Genomic DNA, 18,635 nt, shown 5'->3' on the forward strand with positions numbered 1-18,635 from the left:
TCCCCCGCAAGGGGGGAGATTGGCAGCTTCGGCGCCTCGCCCGCTTTCCAACGTTGAAAATCGGCGAAGGCCGGGGTGACATCCGATCTCCCCCCTTGCGGAGGAGGTGTCCGGCAGGACAGAGGGGGGCGCTCAAGCGCGAGTATCTCATATCATGCTAGCCCTCCTCCTCCGCGATATCCGCCTTTCGATTCGGGCCGGCGGCGGGGCGCTGACGGGCGTAATCTTCTTCCTCGCCGTGATCGCCACCATTCCCTTCGGCGTCGGGCCGGACCTGAGACTGCTAGCCCGCATCGGCCCGGCGATCCTGTGGATCGGAGCACTGCTCTCTTGCTTGCTCGGCCTCGACCGGTTGTTCCAGGCCGACCGCGAGGACGGCTCGCTCGATCTCCTGGTGCTTGGCAACGACCGCCACATGCTGGCGCTGACGGTGCTCACCAAATGCCTGGCGCATTGGGCGGGCAGCGTGCTGCCGCTGGTGGTCGCCGCGCCCCTGCTCGGCCTGTTCATGAACATGGAGCCGGTCGCCATCGGCGCCACGGCGCTTACGCTGCTGGTCGGCACGCCGGCGATCACTTTCATCGGCGCCGTCGGCGCGGCGGTGGCGGTGGCGCTGCCGCGCGGCGGACTCCTGATCTCGGTGCTGGTGCTGCCGCTGACCATCCCGGTGCTGATCTTCGGGGTTTCGGCGAGTTACGGCGCGACGGCCAATCCCGATCCGTTCCTGCAGCCTTTCCTCATTCTTGCCGCGCTGACGTTGTTTCTTGCCGTGCTCGGACCGCTGGCGGCGGCGCTGGCGCTGCGCCATGGCACGGATTGAGGCGGCCACGACCGGCAGGGGCTGCGGCGCGGCGGCCAATTGCGCGGTCACCGGCGCGGGGCTAAGGGAAGGCATGATCGAGCACGGCGGAAGGATCGAATTGGCGGGCGGCATGCCGACGAGGCAGCCGGCATGAGCCCGCATGCGCTCTACGTCACCGCCGCCTATGCCGTCACGGCGATTGCGCTGGCCGGGCTGATCGGCTGGATCCTGCTCGATCAACGGGCCCGCAAGCGCGAACTGGCCGAACTCGAGGCGGCGGGCGTGCGCCGACGCTCCGACAAGGGCGGGGAGCGCGCGTCATGAGCACGGATATGCCAACGCCGGCGCCGCCCCGGCGCCGCCTGTTCGTGCTGTTGCCGCTGCTGGTCTTCCTCGGGCTGGCGGGGCTGTTCCTGGCGCAACTCCTGTCGGGGCGCGACACTTCGGAGGTGCCGTCGGCGCTGATCGGCCTGCCGGCGCCGCCGACCAACCTGCCCCCGCTGGACGGCACGAACCTGCCGGGACTCGATTCGAAATCGTTTGCCGGCAAGGTGACGCTGGTCAACGTCTTCGCCTCATGGTGCGCGCCTTGCCGCGAAGAGCACCCGGTGCTTTTGGGGCTGGCGCAGGACAGGCGCTTCACCATGGCGGCTCTGAACTACAAGGACCGGCCGGAAAACGCCCGCCGGTTCCTCGGCGATCTCGGCAATCCGTTCCAGGCGATCGGCGTCGACGAGGCCGGCCGCACGGCGATCGACTGGGGCGTCTATGGCGTGCCGGAAACCTTCGTCATCGGCAAGGACGGCAAAATAGTCTACAAGCATGTCGGGCCGCTGACGGCCGAGACGGCTCAGACGCTGCTGTTGCCGCAGATCGAGAAGGCGCTGGCCGCGCCGAACTGACGTGACCGGCCTTCTTACTTGCTTGCCTTGGCCCGCTCGATCGCGTCGACGATCATCTTCTTGGCGTATTTGGAATCGTGCCAGCCCTCGATCTTGACCCATTTGCCGGGTTCGAGATCCTTGTAGTGCTCGAAGAAGTGCTGCACCTGATCGCGGGTGATCTCGGGCAGCTGCGTGTATTCGGTGACGTTCTCGTAACGCAGCGTCAGCTTCGGCGACGGCACGGCGATGACCTTCTCGTCCTGGCCGGCATTGTCCTCCATGATCAGCACGCCGATCGGCCGCACATTGATGACGCAGCCGGGCACCAGCGCGCGCGTGTTGCAGACCAGCACGTCGATCGGATCGCCGTCGCCAGACAGCGTGTGCGGAACGAAGCCGTAATTGCCGGGATAGCGCATCGAGGTGTGCAGGAAACGGTCGACGAACAGCGTGCCGGCCTCCTTGTCCATCTCGTATTTGATCGGCTCGCCGCCGATCGGCACCTCGATGATGACGTTGACGTCCTCGGGCGGATTTTTTCCGGTGGCGATGGCTTCAATACGCATGACTTATCCCTCTCTCGATTGGCAGACCGATAGCGGGCGGCGCAAAATGGTGCAATGCGGCGAATGGTGCTCAAGAACGCCCAGCAAGACGCAATGGCATTCAATGCGTTCAATCATTAGCAGAAGATGTTTCAGTGTCGTGATTGCGTAGGTTGCGCTTCGCGCCGCTTACGCGATCGTTCCTCGCCGGTCATTCCCAGACGAAAGCAACCTTCTTCAGCGCCTTCTGCTCGAATATCTCGACGCCTTCGGCGATATCGCGGCCGCCGGCGCCGGAATAGAAGGCGAGCGCGTTCTGATTGTCTTCCAGCGCCCACACCACCGTGCCCTTCAATCCGTGGTCGGCAAGCCGCGCCCGTGCCGCCTTGAAAAGCCGGCTGCCGAGCCCGATGCCCTGATATTCCGGCCGAAGGTACAATTCATAGATCTCGCCCTGCTGCTTGAGTTCGCGGGCCCGGTTCTTGCCGATCGTGGCGTAGCCGGCAACCGTGCCGCCAATCTCGATCACCAGGACGGTGGCGGCGCGGCGGATGGCATTGGCCCACCAGTCGGCGCCGCGACGGTTGATCATCGATGTCAGGGTGCGGTGCGGGATGATGCCGCTATAGGCGCCGCGCCAAGCCTGCAAATGCACGTCGGCGATCGCCGCGGCGTCGCGCGATTCGGCTTTGCGGATATCGATGCTCAGCGTATTCATGATTTGTTAACCATAAACCCGCATCGCTCGAATGCAAGAGTCCGGGCAGTCCGGAGGACGCTTTCTCACAGGCCGTCATCGCCTGCGCGATGCGCGTTCGAGGCTGTCGGTGGAGCTCAAATCTCGACCAGATGATCGTCGAGTTCGTTGGTGTCGCCCGACGTCACCGGGAAGTGCTCGGCGAGCACCGCTCCAACCGATTGGATCGCCTTGACGAAGCCGTCGGCAAGCCGGTCGTCGCCGGCATGTGCGGTAAGCTCGCGCACCACATCGTCCCAGACATGCTGGCCGACCTTGGCGTCGATGCCTGAATCGGCGACCACCTCGGCGTAGCGCTCGGTGACCGACACGAACACCAGCGCTCCGGTACGCGCGGTGGTGCGGTGGACGTTGCGGGCCAGGAACTGCTTCAGTGCGTTGTCATGCGCGGTCTGATAGCGCAGCCGTCTCGGCACCATATGGATGCGCAGCCCCGGAAAGGCCCATAACAGCAAAAGAAAGCAGGCCAGCGCCAGAAGCTGGGCAATGACGAAGTGCGGCAGACGGATGGTTAGCCACCAGGCCTCGAGCCCATAGGCGACGGCGAGGCTGACCAGCAGCGTGGCGAGAGCCGCCACGAAGGCAGCCGGAAAGAAGTAGTTGCCGCTGGCATGCGCCACCACGCAGTAGATTTCGCCGTCGGTCCTTGATTCGGCGGCGCGGATCGCCCCGGCGATGCGCTCATGGTCCTGCGGGCTGATCGGTCGTATCGCCATGATCCCTCTCACCAGCTTCCCGAAGAGCCGCCGCCGCCGGAAGAGCCCCCACCGCCGGAGAAACCACCGCCGCTACCGCCCGAGGACCAGCCGCCGCCGCCCGACCAGCCGCCGCCACCTGACGACCAGCCGCCACCCGACGATCGCCGGCTCGGCTCGAACGTCATGCCGAGCCAGCGGTAACGGCCGGGACCGATCTTCTGGCCGAAGATCGGCGGCAACACCGAGGCCGCTATGCTGCCGAAGAAGATGAGCGCCCAGATGCCGATGAAGATGGCGAAGAACAAATCGTCGGAATTGAACGGCGCCTGCTGGTTGCGCTTGCCGCGTGCTTCCAGCTCCTCGGGATTGCCGTTGAGCACCATGATCATGTCGTCGACGGCCTTGGTGATGCCGCCGGAGAAATCGCCGGCACGGAAGGCCGGCACCATGTCGTTTTCGATGATCAGCTTGGTGTGCAGGTCGGTCAGCGTGCCTTCCAGCCCGTAGCCGACCTCGATGCGCATCTTGCGGTCGTTCGGCGCGACCAGAAGCAGCACGCCGTTGTTCTCCTTCGCCTGGCCGAGTTTCCAGAACCGGTACAGCCGGTTGGCATAGGGCTCGATCTCCTCGCCGCCGAGACTGGGAATGGTGGCGACGACGATCTGATCGGAGCCCTTCGTCTCGAAATCGGCAAGCTTCTGCGTCAGTGCCGCCCTGGTCGCCGCATCGATGATGCCTGCATTGTCGACGACACGGCCGGTCAGCGCCGGGAGCTCGGCGGCGAGGGCCGCAAATGGCACCACGAGAACGAGGAGCAGGACAGCGACGCGATACATGGCGCGTCGTCCCTCATTGGCGAGCAGGATCACCACGTCGGAATCCGGCAATCATCCGCCCTGTTTCGTGCCGAAATCGACCTTCGGCGTCTGCAATTTGTCCTCCTCGACCGTGAAATTGGCGAAGGGCTCGTTGCCGCGGAACCAGAACGTCGCCCACAGCACCGAGGGGAAGGTCCGCAGCGTCAGATTGTAGTCCCTGACCGCCTGGATGTAGTCACGCCGCGCCACCGCGATGCGGTTCTCGGTACCTTCGAGCTGCGCCTGCAGCGCCAGGAAGTTCTGGTTGGCCTTCAGGTCCGGGTATGCCTCCGACACAGCAAGCAGCCGCGACAGCGCGCTGGTCAGCCCTGCCTGGGCATCCTGGAACCTCTTGAGGGCTTCGGGATCCTTCAACGTTTCTGGCGTTACCGTGACCTGCGTCGCCTTGGCGCGCGCCTCGACCACCGCGTCAAGCGTGTCCTTTTCGTGCGAGGCGTAGCCCTTGACCGTCTCGACCAGGTTGGGGATGAGGTCGGCGCGGCGTTGATACTGGTTCAGCACCTCACTCCACGCCGCCTTGGCGTTCTCCTCCGCCGTCGGGATGGTGTTGTAGCCGCAGCCGGCAAGCAGCGGCAGCATGACGGCCATCACCAGCAAGGCGGGCAGCGTGCGGAATGTCGGGAAAGCAAGGCGCTGGGCAAACATGATCGGTCCCCTCGGTAGAAGTTGCATGCGAAGCATTACCACAATCGGCGCGCAAGAAAACGACCTCGGCGCAGACGGTTACCGATGGGGTTTACGGTCGGTCGCAAGGCGCTGTAATTGACGGAGCGAACGCGGTAAGGTCGCCACGAAACAGGACAGCATCATGGTGCAGCGCCAGGACAGCGACACCGAATCGCGCCGCATCCTCGAGCGCGTCGCGCGCGAAACCGATCCGGCCGCCACTTCGCTCGCGGCGCGGACCGCGAAGGCCGTTCGCGACCACGTCGCGGCGGCCGATGCCGACCGCGCGGATCCGATCGAAGTCTGGGGCACGCGCATTGGCCGGATAATTGGGCTGCTGCTGGCGCTGGGCCTGATGGTCTGGCTCGTGCTTTTCCTCACCCGGGGCAGTTAGGATTCCAATGAGCACCGAGCAAGCCGACGCGCCGCGCGCGGTCATCGTCATTTCCAGCCATGTCGCACGCGGCTCGGTCGGCAATCGCGCCGCCGTCTTTGCGCTGGAATCGCTGGGTTTCCCGGTATGGGCGGTGCCGACAATCATCCTGCCCTGGCATCCCGGCCATGGGCGCGCGACCCGCATCGTGCCGCCGCTCGATCAGTTCAAGGCATTGATGGCCGATCTGGAGCGCGCGCCGTGGCTGGGCGAGGTCGGGGCGGTGCTGTCGGGCTATCTCGGCGAGGCCGGCCAGGCCGAAGCCGTCGCCTCGCTGGTCGCCGCGGTCAAGGCGAGGACGCCCGACGCCGTCTATATCTGCGATCCGGTAATGGGCGATTCGGGCGGGCTCTATGTGCCGGAGCCGACGGCGATCGCCATGCGCGACCGGCTGATGCCGATCGCCGACATTGCTACCCCTAACCGCTATGAGCTGGAATGGATGGCCGGCGTGCCGTTGCCCGACCTGAAGTCGGTGATGGCCGCGGCGCTCCATGCGGGGCCTTCAACCATGCTGGTCACCTCGGCGCCGTCGATGATTTCAGGCGGCACCGGGAATCTTCTGCTCGACGGCAGCCAGGCGCTGCTCGCCGAGCACCGCGTCATCGACAAGCCGCCGAACGGTTTGGGCGACCTGACAGCGGCGGTCTACCTGGCGCGCATCCTCTCCGGCCAGCCGGCGATCAAGGCGCTGCAATCGACGACGGCGGCGGTCTACGAGATCCTGGCGCGCACGGCCAAACGCGGCGGCGACGAATTGCAGCTCGAAACCGATGCGCAGAGCCTGTCGCACCCGATGGCGATGGTGCAGCTTCGCCGTCTCACGCATCCGGGGCGGGACCGCCGCGCGTGACATCGGCCGAAGTCGTTGTTGCCGGCGTCGACGGCTGCAAGGCCGGCTGGATCGTCGTTCGACGTGCACCCGGCTCATTGCCCTCCGTCGAAATTTTCGCCAGCTTCGCCATGCTGCTCGCTGCGGTTCCCGACGACGCGATCGTCGCCGTCGACATGCCGATCGGCCTGCCTGAATTTTCGAGCAAGGGCGGGCGCGGGCCGGAGGCGCAGGTCAGGCGGCTGCTCGGGCCGCGCCAATCCAGCGTCTTCTCGATCCCGTCTCGTGCGGCACTCTACGCCGATACCGCCGAGTTCACTTCGATCGAAGCCTGGTACGCCGCGCACCGCCGGGCGAGCGACGTGGCCAGGACGACATCCGATCCGCCGCGCGGCGTTTCGATCCAGGCATTCGGCATCTTTGGCAAAATACGCGAGATCGATACGTTGCTGATCTCGCGGCCCGAACTGCGTGGCCGCGTCTTCGAATCGCATCCGGAAGTGGCTTTCTGTCGGCTCAACGGCGGGCAGGCCATGCTGCTGCCGAAGAAGGTCAAGGGCAGCATCAATCCGGCCGGCATGGCGGAACGCAAGGCGCTGCTTAGCCGGCACGGCTATGCCATAGACTTCCTCGATCAGGCGCCGCCGCGCGGTGCGGCCGCCGACGATTTCCTCGATGCGGCGGCGATGATGCTGATCGCCGGCCGCATCGCCGCCTGCACGGCACGGCCGTTTCCCGACCCGCCACTTACCGACGGCTTTGGCATACCGGTCGCCATCTGGGCGGCGTGACAACATTGCCCAGCTTTGCGCCTGACGCAGGGCATTTCTCACCAACCCCACAATTCTGCATTGCTCGCGACGGGCTTTTACCGCTAGAGCGTTTTCTCGACCGCAACGAGCTGCCGCCTCCAACCCGGAAAGCCGCCCATGCCTCACCTTCCCGACCACCTTCTTGCCGGCTACCGCAATTTCATGAACGGTCGCTATCTCACCGAGAGCGGCCGCTATCGCGAGCTCGCCCGGGAGGGGCAAGCGCCGGAAACCATGATCGTCGCGTGCTGCGATTCCCGCTCGGCTCCCGAGGCGATCTTCGACGCAGGGCCCGGCGAACTCTTCGTGCTGCGCAATGTCGGCAATCTGGTGCCGCCTTACGAGCCGGACGGCGAGTTCCACTCGACCTCGGCCGCGCTCGAATTCGCGGTGCAGAGCCTCAAGGTCAAGAACATCGTTGTCATGGGCCATGGCCGCTGCGGCGGTATCCGTGCCGCGCTCGACGCCAATTCCGCGCCACTGTCGCCGGGCGATTTCATCGGCAAATGGATGAGCCTGATCGCGCCGGCCGCCGAGACCGTGTCGGCCAGCACCTTCATGACTGCGACGGAGCGCCAGACGGCGCTGGAGCGCATCTCGATCCGCTATTCCCTCGCCAATCTCAGGACCTTTCCCTGCGTCTCGATCCTTGAGGGCAAGGGGCGGCTGTCGCTGCACGGTGCCTGGTTCGACATTTCGACCGGCGAGCTCTGGGTGATGAACAAGGAAACCGGCGATTTCGAGCGCCCGGTGCTGGAGTGATCGAAACGGCACGCCAGGCAATGAACATCCGGCCGGTCATGTTCACCGCCGCCGCACTGCTGATGGCGATCATGGCCGCCCGTGCCGATGACGGCGCCATCATCAGCCGCTGGTATTCGGCCCTGCTGGTCGCCGACCGCACCGAACTTTCCGACCTGCTCGCCGACAATGCGCGCATCGAACTCGACGACCTCGGCATCGTGCAGGGAAAGCAGGAGTTCATCGCCTCGCTCGACGAATGGAAAGGTGCGGTTGCTGGTGCCGCGATCCGACACCGGATCGAGAAGAACGAAGGCGGCGTCACCACGGTGATCGCCTGCTACGACTTCCCCGACAACGACATGCTGATGCATGAGACCTTCGCCATAGCGGGCGACCGCATCACGGCCAGCACGCAGAAAGCGCTTGCGGAAAGCTGCGAAGCCTACTGACCGGCAGCGCTGTTGCGCGCGCCGGACGAGCGCCCTACATCGGTGATTTCAGCCCCTCCCGACCTGCCAGCCCGAAAGACAATCCATGCCCGCCACGAAAGCCGTCGACCTCGCCGCCCATCCGCTGACCACGTGGCAAGGGCCACTCGGCCTGCCCGATTTCGCCCGATTTGGCGACGACGAGTTCGCACCCGTCTTCGACGCGGCGCTGAAGGCGCATGAGGCCGAGATCGAGGCCATTGCCGCGAACGAGGATACGCCGACCATCGAGAACACGCTTCAAGCCCTGGAGCTCGCCGGCGAAGCGCTCGACCATGTCTCGTCGATCTTCTGGTGCCGTGCCGGGGCCCACACCAACGAGGACATCCAGGCGCTGGAGCGCGACATCTCGCCAAGGATGTCGAGGCATTTCTCGGCGATCTCGATGAATGAAAGGCTCTTTGCCCGCATCGACGACCTTTACCGGCGCCGCGAGACGCTCAAGCTCGATGCCGAGACGTTGCGGGTGCTGGAAAAGACCTGGAAGGGTTTTGTCCGCTCGGGCGCGAAACTCGATGCGGATGGCAAGAAGCGGCTGGCAGGGATCAACGAGGAGCTGTCGTCGCTCGGCACCAGCTTCGGCCAGAACGTGCTTGCCGACGAACGCGACTGGGCGCTGTTCCTGGACGAGGCCGACCTGGCCGGCCTGCCGGATTTCGTGAAGAGCTCGATGGCCGAAGCCGCCGAGACGCGCGGCCAGAAAGGCCGCTACGCCGTCACCTTGTCGCGCTCGATCTACGAGCCGTTCTCGACCTTCTCGGAGCGCCGCGACTTGCGAGAGATCGCCTTCCGCGCCTTCACTATGCGCGGCCAGAATGGCGGCGCGACCGACAATACGGCCGTGGTGCGCGACATGCTGAAGCTGCGCGCCGAGAAGGCGAAGCTCCTCGGCTACGGCTCCTTCGCGGCGCTGAAGCTCGACGACACCATGGCCAAGACGCCCAAGGCGGTGCACGACCTGCTCGATCCCGTCTGGGAAAAGGCGCTGGAAAAGGCCGCCGCCGACCAGAAGGAGTTGGAACGGCTGGCGGCGGAAGCCGGCAGCAACGAAAAATTCGCAGCCTGGGACTGGCGGTTCTACCAGGAGAAGCTGCGCGCCGAGAAATTCGCCTTCGACGAGGCGGAATTGAAGCCCTATCTCCAGCTCGACCGGATCATCGACGCCTGCTTCGACGTCGCGACAAGACTGTTCGGCATCACCTTCGAAGAGAAGAAGGGCATTGCCGCCTGGCACCCGGACGCACGCGTGTTCGTGGTGAAGAATGCCGACGGCAGCGAGCGCGGCCTGTTCCTGGCCGACTATTTCGCCCGGCCGTCGAAACGCTCCGGGGCCTGGATGAGCGCGCTGAAATCAGGCTACCGCCTGGGCCCCGGCGCGAGCCCGATCATCTACAACATCATGAATTTCGCCAAGCCGCCCGTGGGCGAGCCGGCGCTGCTGTCGGTGGACGAGGCGAAGACCTTGTTCCATGAATTCGGCCATGCCCTGCACGGCATGCTGACCGACGTCACCTGGCCTTCGGTGTCGGGCACTTCCGTCAGCCGCGATTTCGTCGAACTGCCCTCGCAGCTCTACGAACACTGGCTGACCGTGCCGGCGGTGCTGGAAAAGCACGCTTTGCATGTCAAGACCGGCAAGCCGATGCCGAAGGCTCTGCTCGACAAGATGCTGGCGGCACGCACTTTCGGTGCTGGCTTTGCTACGGTGGAATTCACCGCCTCGGCGCTGATCGACATGGCCTTCCATGCAAGGCCCGACGCGCCTGAGGAGCCACTTCGTTTCGAGGCCGAAACGCTCGAAAAACTCGACATGCCCGACACCATCGCCATGCGCCACCGCACGCCGCATTTCGGCCATGTCTTTGCCGGCGAGGGCTATTCGGCCGGCTACTATTCCTACATGTGGTCCGAAGTGCTCGACGCCGACGCCTTCGCCGCTTTCGAGGAAACCGGCGACCCTTTCAACCCCGCGCTGGCCGAGCGGCTGAGAAAGAACATCTATGCCGCCGGTGGCTCGAAGGATCCGGAAGAACTCTACACCGCGTTTCGCGGCAAGATGCCGTCGCCGGAAGCCATGATGGTGAAGCGGGGGCTGGTGTGATCAGCCAATTTCCCCCCTTGTGGGGGAGATCGGCTGCTTCCAGGGATCCGCCACCCTTGGCCAGATCGCCCGCTTCAGTTTCCTGTAATCCGTCACCGCCGGATTGCTGGGATACGCGCTCGGCGCCGAGAGATAGATGATCTCGGCGGCGATCGGTTCGAAGCCGGCGTAGAAATGGTTGGTCGATTTGATCAGCAGCATGTCCTTGGCCAGCGGATCGACGCCGATGTTGGAAAAAATGTCCGGCTCGAAGGTCTGCGTGCGGTTGGTGTTGAGGATGATGTCGACCTCGGTGCCCTCGATGCGGATCAACGCGGCGGGCCCGAGCGTCACCCGGCTCGGCCCGAAGCTCTGCCAACCTTCGGCGAGAACTTTCAGCACCATGACGCGGGCGTCGATCGGCTCGCCGGCCTGGGGACCGGCCTTGCCGCCGAAACGCAGGTCGATGACGGCGCCCTCGCCCGCGGCCCGGCAGAAGGTCACGGCGACCGGATCCCAGATCGTCGCCACGCCGACATTGTCGATGCCGCGGGCCAAAAGCTCCCGCAGCACGATGGTGCCGTCACCCGGCACGCCGCCGCCCGGATTGTCCCAGATGTCGGCGATGACCACCGGCCTGCCGCGCTTTTCAGCGTGCACCGCCAGCGCCCGATCGATGCCATCGCCGGCGCTCAGCATCGTCATCGCCGTCTTTTCGCGCATCGCGTAGAGCTCGCGTCCCAGCGTTTCGGCCAGCGCGTCGCCGTTGGCCTTGTCATTGTCGGTGACGACGAGGATACGCGTGCCCATTTCGGGCACATCCGCCGCCATGAAGCCATGGATGACCGAGACCGACAGCACGCCGTCCCTGCCGTGCAGCGCCTTGATACGGTCGACGAAGGAGCGCATCGGTTCGCGGCTGGTCGGCAGCACCTGGATCATGCGGCAGTCGAAGGTCGAGATGACGGGCTTGATCTCGCCACGCGCCGCGGCGAGGCCAAGCTCGACGACATGTTCGCCGCGTTCGTAGAAATCGGTGTGCGGGAATTCTAGGAAATAAGCCATGACGTCGCACGCTGCCACGCGCTTCGGCGTCAGGTGGCTGTGCGGGTCGAACTCGCAGGCGATCACCACCTTCGGGCCGACGATCCCGCGCACGCGTTCGAGAAGGTCGCCTTCGCAATCGTCATAGCCCTGCGCCACCATTGCGCCGTGCAGTCCGAGGATAACCGCTTCGACCGGCAGTGCCGCCGTGAGCTGGGCGAGGATCTCGTCGCGCAGCTCCTCGTATGTCTGCCGCTGCATCAGGCCGCCGGGTTCGGCCCAGGTGGCGGTGCCCTCGATGACGTCGAGCCCCTCGCCGGCCGCGCGCCGGCGCAGGGCGACGATCGGCGAGGAGCACAGCGTCGGCGTCTCCGGATGCTTGCCCGGCCCGGCATAGAAGGCCATCTCGAACGATGCCCTGTCGGTCGGCACCGGCGAAAAGGTGTTGGTTTCCGTCGCCAGCGAGGCGGTGAAGATGCGCATGAAAGCTCCGTGGACAGGTTACTCTTCGTTCTCGCAATTCCGGACGGAAAACCGCCACACACTTTTTCAATGGAATTGCTATTTGACGGCCCCGAGCGCCAGCCCCCGCACGAGGTAGCGCTGCAGCCAGATGAACAGGATCGCCACTGGCAACGTCGCCAGCAGCGTGGCGGCCATGACGTGATGCCATTCGATGGTGTAGCGCCCGGCGACCAGCGAGAACACCTGGATCGGCAGCGTATAGCTCTCCTGGCTGCGCAGCATCGTGAGCGCCACGACGAATTCGTTCCAGGCGTTGATGAAGGTGAAGATGGCGGTGACGGCAATGGCCGGCAGGCAGAGCGGCAGAAACACTTTGCGCAGCGTCAGCCAGCGGCCGGCGCCTTCCATCCAGGCCGCCTCCTCGAGATCGCGCGGGATGGTGTCGAAATAGCTCTGCAGCATCCACACGGTGAAGGCGACGTTGAAGGCCATGTAGATGAAGCCCAGCGCGGTCGTCGATTCGACCAGTCCCCAGGCGGCCATCAACCGGAACAGGCCGAGCACCAGCACGATCGGCGAGATCATCTGCGAGATCAGCAGGAACTGGCGGAAGGCGCTGTAGCCGGCAAAACGAAAGCGCGACATGGCATAGGCCGCCGGCACGGAGATCAGGATGGCGCCGACGGTGGCGATCACCGAGACATAGAGCGAATTGGCGAGCGCCCGACCGAAGCCGGTCGCCACCCACATGTCTGCAAAATTCGACCAGCGGAATTCGCTCGGCCACCATGTCGGCGACAGCACCTCCTGCCGCGGCTTGACCGCGGTCAGGAACATCACCGCGAAGGGAAAGATCGTCACCACGATCAAAGGCGCCAGCAGCAGCCAGGCGATGACGGTACGCTTCAGCTTGCTCCTCATGCGCGCTGCTCCCGCATGGCGAGGCGCACATAGATCATGGTGAAGACCAGCAATATGGCGAACATCACCAGCGACACGGCGGAAGCCTCCCCCAGTTTGCCGATGCGGAAGGCAAGCTTGTAGAGGTGAGTGACCAGGATGTCGGTCGAATTGGCCGGCCCGCCCTGCGTCATCACCCAGATGATCGGGAAGGAATTGAAGACGTAGATGGTGTTGAGCACGATGGCGATGTTGATGAACGGCTTCAGGAGCGGAAAGGTGATTTCGCGAAACTGCTGGGCCGGCGTCGCTCCTTCGAGCGCGGCGGCCTCGTAGAGATCGTCGGGAATCGAAGACAGGCCGCCGAGGAAGATCGTCGTGGTGAACGGCACCGTCACCAATATGCCGATCAGCACCTGCATCGGGAACGCCGTCTCGGCCTGCGCCAGCCACTGGATGTTGTGATCGATAAGGCCGAGCCCGAGCAGCGCCGAATTCAGCATGCCGCTTTCACCGCTCAGCGCCCAGCGCCAGACCACCGCCGTCATGGTCAGCGACACCGCCCAGGGCAGCATGATGATGACGCGGGCAAGGCCGCGGCCATAAAAATCGGTGTTGAGGATGATCGCGACCGGGATCGACAGAAGCAGCGCGCCGCCAACCACCAGCACGGTCCATATCCCCGTGCGCCACAGTGCGGCGACGAAATCGGGATCGGCGGTGAGGGCGGCGAAATTGGCAAGACCGCTGAATTCGCGCAGCTGGCCGAAACGGTTGACGTCATGAGTTGCGATCTGGATCAGGTCCCAGACCGGCCAGAAGATCACGATTGCCGCCAGGAACAGGCTGGGCAAGGTCAGCAGATAAGGCAGGAAACGATTTTGCATCGGCTGGTTTGTACCGTGTTGCGGGTGGAGATTGGATTGCGCTGGCCTAACAGATTGACTTAATCCCGCCTCGTTCTTTTCAGGGGCACAGCTTCAGGACTCCTTGCAAGCGTGGCTGCGCCCCCTGCCTGCCCGTCCTCCGCAGCAGTTGCGGAAGGGGGCCCTTCCTCTCCCCCGTCGACCGGGGAGAGGCGTCGAGCGAAGCTCGACGGAGTGGGGGTCGACTCTTGGGCGCAAGGCGAGGCGATGCTTGCGCTTCCTATGTCCGTCGCGGCTTTGCCAGGTGGTTCCCCCACTCCGTCTCGGCTTCGCCGAGCCACCTCTCCCCCCTCCGGAGGGAGAGGAAAGGAGCCTGGCTGGGGCGGCGCTGATATCGATGAACTATCTTTCTGCTCGAGTCTGCAAGATGTGGCGCGCCCCGCCTGAGTGGGGCGCGCCACGGGCGCAGGGAGATACGCCCTATTTCTTCAGCACGGCGTTGGCCTTCGCCGCCGCATCCTTCAAACCCGCCTCCGGGTCGCCGCCGAGGTATATCTTCTGGATCGCGTCCGACGTGATCTGGGCGATCTCTTCCCAGCCCGGGATGACCGGCGCGAAGCGGGCATCGGGCAGAAGCGCGGTGAAGGCGGCGAGGTCGGCATTGTTGACGTAGTAGTCCATCTTGGCCTCTTCCTTGTTCACCGGCAGGAAGCCTTCGCCTTGCGTGAACTTGGCGCGCTGTTCCGTGGTGAACAGGAAGTCGAGCAGTTTCCAGGCCTCGTCCTTGTTCTTGGAGTTCTTGAACATGATGATGGAATCGGTGACGCCATAGGTGCCGCGCGCGCCCGTCGGGCCGGCGGGTATAGCCGCCACGCCGTATTTCAGGCTCGGCGCCTCTTCCTTGATCTGGTTGGACAGGAAGGGTGCGGTGATCATCATGCCGACCTTGCCCTGCTTGAACAGGTTCTGAACGTCCTCACGGTTGTTGGAGGTGACGCCGGGCTCCGTCAGGCCCTCGTCGATCATCGACTTGTAGAGCTTGGCGGCTTCGAGCGCGCCAGGCGTGCTCAAGCCCGATGTGCCGTCCTTGTTGAGGATCTCGGTGCCGTATGACCACATCGCATAGTAATAGTAGACGTCGGTCTCGATCTCCTTGCCCTGCAGGCCGAAGCCGAATGTGCCGGACCCCAGCGCCTTGATCTTGCGGGCGTCCTCCTGCAGCTCGGTCCAATTGGCCGGCGGCTTGGCGATGCCTGCCTTCTCGAACAGCTCCTTGTTGTAATACATGGCGCGCGCCGAAGCGGCGATCGGCAGGCCGTAGGTCTTGCCGTCCATGATCGAAGGCGACAGGAACGTGTCGATGAAGCGGCCCTTGAAGTCTGGCGTGATATAGCTGTCGAGCGGCTCGGCGACGTCCTGCTGCACGAAGTCGATCAGCCAGCGCGTGCCGATGATCGAGAGATCCGCATTGGTGCCGGCGGTGATGTCGGTGGTCAGCTTCTGCAAGAGCACATCCCACGGCACCACTTCGAACTTGACCGTGATGCCGGGGTTCTTTGCCTCGAACTCCTTCTTGACCTCCTCGAAGTAGGGGCCGGTCTTGGCGCTGTATTCGGCGACGGTGACGCGCACCTCGCCGGCTTGCGCCTGTGCCGCGAAGGCCAGCATGCTCATTCCGGCCATCAAGCCGACAGTCCATTTGGCAATGCTCATCCGATCTCTCCCATTTTGTTCCGCGCTTTTGCGCTCCTCACGCCGATGTTGGCGCAGGATTATGTGACTTTCCTACATTATCGAGGATCTGGCCGCACGCAAGCAGATTATCGTGTTGCTTAATTACATTCCATTCACTAGCCTGCCGACATCTGCCTAGAGCAGTTCACCGTTTCAAGGAAACGGAGAACCACTCTAACTCTTTGTTTTGACGCAATTCCGGACGGAAAACCGTATACACTTTCCTGGAATTGCTCGAACTGCCGGAGGAGCAAGCGCCGTGGTTTCGAAAGCCGAGTTCGAAGGCCGCACTGTCGTTGTCACGGGCGCCGGCGGTGGCCTCGGCTCGGCGATCGTCGCGTTGCTGGCCGGAAGAGGCGCGCGGGTGATCGGCTGCGATCAATCGGAGGAGGCGCTGGCAAGCCCGCACCTCGCCTCGCGTCATGTCTTCAACCTTCTCGACCGGGTTTCGGTCGAGGCAGCCATCGCGGCCGTGCTCGACAAGGACGGCGTGCCCGACATCCTGATCAACAATGCCGGCTGGACGCGCGCGGAGACGCTCGGCGCATTGACGACCGACAGGATAGGGCAGGAAGTCGACCTCAACCTGACCGGCGTGATGACTTTTGCCGACCCGCTGGTCAAGGCGATGGCGGCGCGCGGTTCGGGCAGCGTCGTCTTCATTTCTTCCGTCAACGCCATCGCCCATTTCGGCAACCCCGCCTATGCCGCCGCCAAGGCCGGTATCAACGCCTATGCCAAGGCGATCGCCGTCGAGCTCGGCCGCAGCGGCGTTCGCGCCAATGTCGTCTGTCCGGGATCGATCCGTACCGCCGCCTGGGACCATCGCCTGGCCAAGAACCCGGATATTCTCGGCAAGCTCCAGCGGCTCTATCCGCTCGGCCGCATCGTCAATGCCTCGGAGGTGGCGGAAGCCGTGGCGTTTCTTGCCTCTGACCGGGCGTCCGGCGTAACGGGCGTGGTGATGCCGGTGGATGCCGGCCTGACCGCCGGCTGCCTGCCGTTCATCGACGACATATTGGGAGCGTGACCATGACCGACGTCCAGTTCCGCGGCCTTTCGAAATCCTTCGGCCAGCACAGCATCCTCGAGAATATCGACCTCGACATCGAGAGCGGCGAATTTGTCGTGCTGGTCGGCCCGTCCGGCTGCGGCAAGTCGACCTTGCTGCGCATGCTGGCCGGACTGGAAACGATAAGCTCGGGCGATCTCGTCATTGGCGGCGTGCGCGCCAACGACCTGCCGCCGCAGCAGCGCAACATCGCCATGGTCTTCCAGTCCTATGCGCTGTTTCCGCATCTCAAGGCCTCCGACAATATCGGCTTCGGGCCAAAAATCCGCGGCGAGAGCCGCGCCGCGGTCGAGGACAAGGTCAAGAAGGCATCCGGCGTCCTCAACCTGTTCTCCTATCTCGACCGTTACCCCCGGCAATTGTCGGGCGGCCAGCGCCAGCGCGTCGCCATGGGCCGCGCCATCGTGCGCGAACCCTCGGTCTTCCTGTTCGACGAACCTCTGTCCAATCTCGACGCGCAGTTGCGGGTGCAGATGCGCACCGAGATCAAAGCGCTGCACCAGAGACTGAGATCGACGGTCGTCTACGTCACCCACGATCAGATCGAGGCCATGACCATGGCCGACCGCATCGTGGTGATGGATCGCGGCCGGATCCAGCAGGTCGGGCCGCCACTGGAGCTCTATGACCGGCCGGCCAACAAGTTCGTTGCCGGCTTTCTCGGCTCGCCCTCGATGAGTTTCGTTTCCGGGTCCCTCAAGACGACGGCCACGAACAGCTGGTTCGAATCGACCGGCGGCGGAAGGCTTGCGCTTGGCGGCAAAGAGGTGCCGACAGGCGGTGCGGTGGAGGCCGGCATCCGGCCCGAACATTTTGTCATCGGCGAAGCTGCCGACGCGATGACCATCAAGGTGGACGTCGTCGAGCCGACGGGCTCCGAAACCCATGTCTACGGCGCCATCGGCAGCGATACGGTGCGCGTCGTCTTCCGCGACCGGATGCAGGTGAAGCCGGGCGACCGCCTGCCGGTCTCGGTCGAGCCGCGCAACATCCATCTTTTCGAGAAGGCGACGGGCCTGCCTCTATGAAAGCACAAGCGTGAAGACAACGGCATGAAGACACCGGCCGACATCATCACCCGGTTGCAACTGATGTCGCAGGACGGCACCAAGTCGGATCGTCGGCTGGCGGGCCTGGTCCTGTCCGATCTCGATTTCGCCTCCAAGGCGGCGATCTCGGAGATCGCCGCGCGCGTCGGCGTCAGCGAGCCGACGGTGACCCGCTTCTGCCGCAATCTCGGCTGCGAAGGCCTGCGCGACTTCAAGTTCTACCTGGCGCAGGCGATCGCCATTGGCGGACAGTATCTGTCGCCTGAGCCGCTGAGCCGCGACGCCCGTGAGCAGCGCATCGCATCGGCCATCACCGAGGCGGCGATATCGGCCATCCAGCGCGCCAGCGAAAACCTCGACATGACGACGCTGGTCGATGTCGCCGCGCGCATTGCCACGTCAGGCAACGTGCTGTGTGTCGGCTCCGGCGGCATTTCCTCGATGATGGCGACCGAGATGCAGAACCGGCTGTTCAGGCTGGGCCTGCCGGTGCTGGCGCAGATCGACGGGCAATTGCAGCGCATGTACGCCGCCGTGGCCACGCCCGACACCACGCTGGTCGCCTTCTCGGTTTCCGGCTATGCACGGTCGGTCATCGAGGCGGTGCAGGTCGCGCAGCAATATGGCGCCACAACGGTCGCCGTCACCGCGCCGGACTCGGCATTGGCCAGGGCCGCCGACACCGTCATCCATTTGCAGCCGCTCGAGGACGGCAACATCTACAAGCCGACATCGTCGCGCTATGCGCTGCTGGCGATCGTCGACATGATCGTCACGTCGGTGGCCGAGACGCGCGGCCCGAAGGTGCTGGAGAATTTGCGCCGCATCAAGCAGAGCGTGAACACGCTGAAGGTCGACGATCCGCGTTTGCCGCTGGGCGATTGAA

Annotated in this window: 22 protein-coding genes; 13 read left to right on the plus strand and 9 right to left on the minus strand. The window is 64.4% G+C overall.

Annotation, left to right across the window (positions count from 1 at the left end; all coding sequences use genetic code 11):
• Positions 1-154: 154 nt before the first annotated feature.
• The 4 genes from ccmB to FJ428_RS11170 are packed head-to-tail and all read left to right on the plus strand — an operon-like array spanning position 155 to position 1,704.
• On the plus strand, positions 155-820 hold the full coding sequence (gene ccmB / locus FJ428_RS11160) for a heme exporter protein CcmB (RefSeq protein ID WP_140492261.1): 666 nt from the start codon (positions 155-157) through the stop codon (positions 818-820).
• A complete protein-coding gene (locus FJ428_RS30260; RefSeq protein WP_181167271.1) occupies positions 807-956 on the plus strand; it encodes a hypothetical protein in 150 nt (49 codons plus the stop codon). Before ccmB ends, FJ428_RS30260 begins: the two co-directional genes overlap by 14 nt.
• Positions 953-1,126: a heme exporter protein CcmD gene (gene ccmD / locus FJ428_RS11165; RefSeq protein ID WP_140514011.1), complete on the plus strand. Its 174-nt coding sequence runs from the start codon at positions 953-955 to the stop codon at positions 1,124-1,126. The genes FJ428_RS30260 and ccmD overlap by 4 nt, the downstream gene beginning before the upstream one ends.
• Positions 1,123-1,704, plus strand: coding sequence for a DsbE family thiol:disulfide interchange protein (locus FJ428_RS11170; protein ID WP_140879445.1), 582 nt, complete (start codon positions 1,123-1,125; stop codon positions 1,702-1,704). The genes ccmD and FJ428_RS11170 overlap by 4 nt, the downstream gene beginning before the upstream one ends.
• 14 nt (positions 1,705-1,718) lie before the next feature.
• Here FJ428_RS11170 and ppa read toward each other — a convergent pair whose 3' ends face one another.
• The 5 genes from ppa to FJ428_RS11195 all read right to left on the minus strand — a co-directional run bounded on the left by ppa (position 1,719) and on the right by FJ428_RS11195 (position 5,209).
• Positions 1,719-2,252 carry an inorganic diphosphatase gene (ppa, locus tag FJ428_RS11175; RefSeq protein ID WP_140492463.1) on the minus strand — a complete coding sequence of 178 codons (534 nt, stop codon included), beginning with the start codon at positions 2,250-2,252 and terminating at the stop codon, positions 1,719-1,721.
• Positions 2,253-2,442: 190 nt separating this feature from the next.
• Positions 2,443-2,949, minus strand: a complete 507-nt coding sequence (locus FJ428_RS11180; protein ID WP_140492466.1) for a GNAT family N-acetyltransferase — start codon at positions 2,947-2,949, stop codon at positions 2,443-2,445.
• A gap of 116 nt (positions 2,950-3,065) precedes the next feature.
• Positions 3,066-3,704 carry a TPM domain-containing protein gene (locus FJ428_RS11185; protein ID WP_140492470.1) on the minus strand — a complete coding sequence of 213 codons (639 nt, stop codon included), beginning with the start codon at positions 3,702-3,704 and terminating at the stop codon, positions 3,066-3,068.
• A gap of 8 nt (positions 3,705-3,712) precedes the next feature.
• Complete coding sequence (locus FJ428_RS11190; protein ID WP_181165206.1) at positions 3,713-4,522, minus strand: YgcG family protein; 810 nt, start codon at positions 4,520-4,522, stop codon at positions 3,713-3,715.
• Positions 4,523-4,573: 51 nt separating this feature from the next.
• Positions 4,574-5,209: a LemA family protein gene (locus FJ428_RS11195; RefSeq protein WP_140514006.1), complete on the minus strand. Its 636-nt coding sequence runs from the start codon at positions 5,207-5,209 to the stop codon at positions 4,574-4,576.
• Between the two features lie 163 nt (positions 5,210-5,372).
• On the opposite strand from FJ428_RS11195, the gene FJ428_RS11200 reads away from it, so the two are divergent.
• The 6 genes from FJ428_RS11200 to FJ428_RS11225 all read left to right on the plus strand — a co-directional run bounded on the left by FJ428_RS11200 (position 5,373) and on the right by FJ428_RS11225 (position 10,640).
• Positions 5,373-5,624 carry a hypothetical protein gene (locus tag FJ428_RS11200; RefSeq protein WP_140492477.1) on the plus strand — a complete coding sequence of 84 codons (252 nt, stop codon included), beginning with the start codon at positions 5,373-5,375 and terminating at the stop codon, positions 5,622-5,624.
• 7 nt (positions 5,625-5,631) lie between these two features.
• Positions 5,632-6,516, plus strand: coding sequence for a pyridoxal kinase PdxY (pdxY, locus tag FJ428_RS11205; protein WP_140524619.1), 885 nt, complete (start codon positions 5,632-5,634; stop codon positions 6,514-6,516).
• Positions 6,513-7,286, plus strand: a complete 774-nt coding sequence (locus tag FJ428_RS11210) for a DUF429 domain-containing protein (RefSeq protein WP_140879446.1) — start codon at positions 6,513-6,515, stop codon at positions 7,284-7,286. The genes pdxY and FJ428_RS11210 overlap by 4 nt, the downstream gene beginning before the upstream one ends.
• Before the next feature lie 138 nt (positions 7,287-7,424).
• Positions 7,425-8,069: a carbonic anhydrase gene (locus FJ428_RS11215; RefSeq protein WP_140492485.1), complete on the plus strand. Its 645-nt coding sequence runs from the start codon at positions 7,425-7,427 to the stop codon at positions 8,067-8,069.
• Positions 8,070-8,089: 20 nt separating this feature from the next.
• Positions 8,090-8,500: a nuclear transport factor 2 family protein gene (locus tag FJ428_RS11220; RefSeq protein WP_181167280.1), complete on the plus strand. Its 411-nt coding sequence runs from the start codon at positions 8,090-8,092 to the stop codon at positions 8,498-8,500.
• Between the two features lie 85 nt (positions 8,501-8,585).
• The gene (locus FJ428_RS11225; RefSeq protein ID WP_140879448.1) at positions 8,586-10,640 is read left to right on the plus strand and encodes a M3 family metallopeptidase; all 2,055 of its coding nucleotides are present in this window, start codon (positions 8,586-8,588) and stop codon (positions 10,638-10,640) included.
• Here the strand turns inward: FJ428_RS11225 and FJ428_RS11230 are convergent, their stop codons facing one another.
• The 4 genes from FJ428_RS11230 to FJ428_RS11245 all read right to left on the minus strand — a co-directional run bounded on the left by FJ428_RS11230 (position 10,641) and on the right by FJ428_RS11245 (position 15,607).
• A complete protein-coding gene (locus FJ428_RS11230) occupies positions 10,641-12,146 on the minus strand; it encodes a M81 family metallopeptidase (RefSeq protein ID WP_140879449.1) in 1,506 nt (501 codons plus the stop codon). It abuts the gene before it with no gap.
• A gap of 78 nt (positions 12,147-12,224) precedes the next feature.
• Complete coding sequence (locus FJ428_RS11235; RefSeq protein ID WP_140492497.1) at positions 12,225-13,049, minus strand: carbohydrate ABC transporter permease; 825 nt, start codon at positions 13,047-13,049, stop codon at positions 12,225-12,227.
• Positions 13,046-13,915: a sugar ABC transporter permease gene (locus FJ428_RS11240; protein WP_140628240.1), complete on the minus strand. Its 870-nt coding sequence runs from the start codon at positions 13,913-13,915 to the stop codon at positions 13,046-13,048. Before FJ428_RS11240 ends, FJ428_RS11235 begins: the two co-directional genes overlap by 4 nt.
• A gap of 459 nt (positions 13,916-14,374) precedes the next feature.
• Positions 14,375-15,607: a sugar ABC transporter substrate-binding protein gene (locus tag FJ428_RS11245; RefSeq protein ID WP_140492503.1), complete on the minus strand. Its 1,233-nt coding sequence runs from the start codon at positions 15,605-15,607 to the stop codon at positions 14,375-14,377.
• Between the two features lie 280 nt (positions 15,608-15,887).
• On the opposite strand from FJ428_RS11245, the gene FJ428_RS11250 reads away from it, so the two are divergent.
• Genes FJ428_RS11250 through FJ428_RS11260 form a run of 3 tightly spaced genes read left to right on the plus strand, consistent with a single transcriptional unit; the run spans position 15,888 to position 18,634 of the window.
• A complete protein-coding gene (locus FJ428_RS11250) occupies positions 15,888-16,658 on the plus strand; it encodes an SDR family oxidoreductase (protein WP_140492506.1) in 771 nt (256 codons plus the stop codon).
• 2 nt (positions 16,659-16,660) lie between these two features.
• The gene (gene ugpC / locus FJ428_RS11255; protein ID WP_140879450.1) at positions 16,661-17,728 is read left to right on the plus strand and encodes a sn-glycerol-3-phosphate ABC transporter ATP-binding protein UgpC; all 1,068 of its coding nucleotides are present in this window, start codon (positions 16,661-16,663) and stop codon (positions 17,726-17,728) included.
• Between the two features lie 24 nt (positions 17,729-17,752).
• Positions 17,753-18,634, plus strand: coding sequence for a MurR/RpiR family transcriptional regulator (locus FJ428_RS11260; RefSeq protein ID WP_140492512.1), 882 nt, complete (start codon positions 17,753-17,755; stop codon positions 18,632-18,634).
• The last annotated feature ends 1 nt before the right edge of the window (position 18,635 follow it).

It is taken from the genome of Mesorhizobium sp. B2-8-1 (genome assembly GCF_006440955.1).
In the GTDB taxonomy this organism is placed as follows: domain Bacteria; phylum Pseudomonadota; class Alphaproteobacteria; order Rhizobiales; family Rhizobiaceae; genus Mesorhizobium.

Bases quoted from the DNA above. Each gene is read 5' to 3' on its own strand.
- ccmB (WP_140492261.1), top strand. From the start codon at position 155: ATGCTAGCCCTCCTCCTCCGCGATATCCGCCTTTCGATTCGGGCCGGC.
- FJ428_RS30260 (WP_181167271.1), top strand. From the start codon at position 807: ATGGCACGGATTGAGGCGGCCACGACCGGCAGGGGCTGCGGCGCGGCG.
- ccmD (WP_140514011.1), top strand. From the start codon at position 953: ATGAGCCCGCATGCGCTCTACGTCACCGCCGCCTATGCCGTCACGGCG.
- FJ428_RS11170 (WP_140879445.1), top strand. From the start codon at position 1,123: ATGAGCACGGATATGCCAACGCCGGCGCCGCCCCGGCGCCGCCTGTTC.
- ppa (WP_140492463.1), bottom strand. From the start codon at position 2,252: ATGCGTATTGAAGCCATCGCCACCGGAAAAAATCCGCCCGAGGACGTC.
- FJ428_RS11180 (WP_140492466.1), bottom strand. From the start codon at position 2,949: ATGAATACGCTGAGCATCGATATCCGCAAAGCCGAATCGCGCGACGCC.
- FJ428_RS11185 (WP_140492470.1), bottom strand. From the start codon at position 3,704: ATGGCGATACGACCGATCAGCCCGCAGGACCATGAGCGCATCGCCGGG.
- FJ428_RS11190 (WP_181165206.1), bottom strand. From the start codon at position 4,522: ATGTATCGCGTCGCTGTCCTGCTCCTCGTTCTCGTGGTGCCATTTGCG.
- FJ428_RS11195 (WP_140514006.1), bottom strand. From the start codon at position 5,209: ATGTTTGCCCAGCGCCTTGCTTTCCCGACATTCCGCACGCTGCCCGCC.
- FJ428_RS11200 (WP_140492477.1), top strand. From the start codon at position 5,373: ATGGTGCAGCGCCAGGACAGCGACACCGAATCGCGCCGCATCCTCGAG.
- pdxY (WP_140524619.1), top strand. From the start codon at position 5,632: ATGAGCACCGAGCAAGCCGACGCGCCGCGCGCGGTCATCGTCATTTCC.
- FJ428_RS11215 (WP_140492485.1), top strand. From the start codon at position 7,425: ATGCCTCACCTTCCCGACCACCTTCTTGCCGGCTACCGCAATTTCATG.
- FJ428_RS11220 (WP_181167280.1), top strand. From the start codon at position 8,090: ATGAACATCCGGCCGGTCATGTTCACCGCCGCCGCACTGCTGATGGCG.
- FJ428_RS11225 (WP_140879448.1), top strand. From the start codon at position 8,586: ATGCCCGCCACGAAAGCCGTCGACCTCGCCGCCCATCCGCTGACCACG.
- FJ428_RS11230 (WP_140879449.1), bottom strand. From the start codon at position 12,146: ATGCGCATCTTCACCGCCTCGCTGGCGACGGAAACCAACACCTTTTCG.
- FJ428_RS11235 (WP_140492497.1), bottom strand. From the start codon at position 13,049: ATGAGGAGCAAGCTGAAGCGTACCGTCATCGCCTGGCTGCTGCTGGCG.
- FJ428_RS11240 (WP_140628240.1), bottom strand. From the start codon at position 13,915: ATGCAAAATCGTTTCCTGCCTTATCTGCTGACCTTGCCCAGCCTGTTC.
- FJ428_RS11245 (WP_140492503.1), bottom strand. From the start codon at position 15,607: ATGAGCATTGCCAAATGGACTGTCGGCTTGATGGCCGGAATGAGCATG.
- ugpC (WP_140879450.1), top strand. From the start codon at position 16,661: ATGACCGACGTCCAGTTCCGCGGCCTTTCGAAATCCTTCGGCCAGCAC.
- FJ428_RS11260 (WP_140492512.1), top strand. From the start codon at position 17,753: ATGAAGACACCGGCCGACATCATCACCCGGTTGCAACTGATGTCGCAG.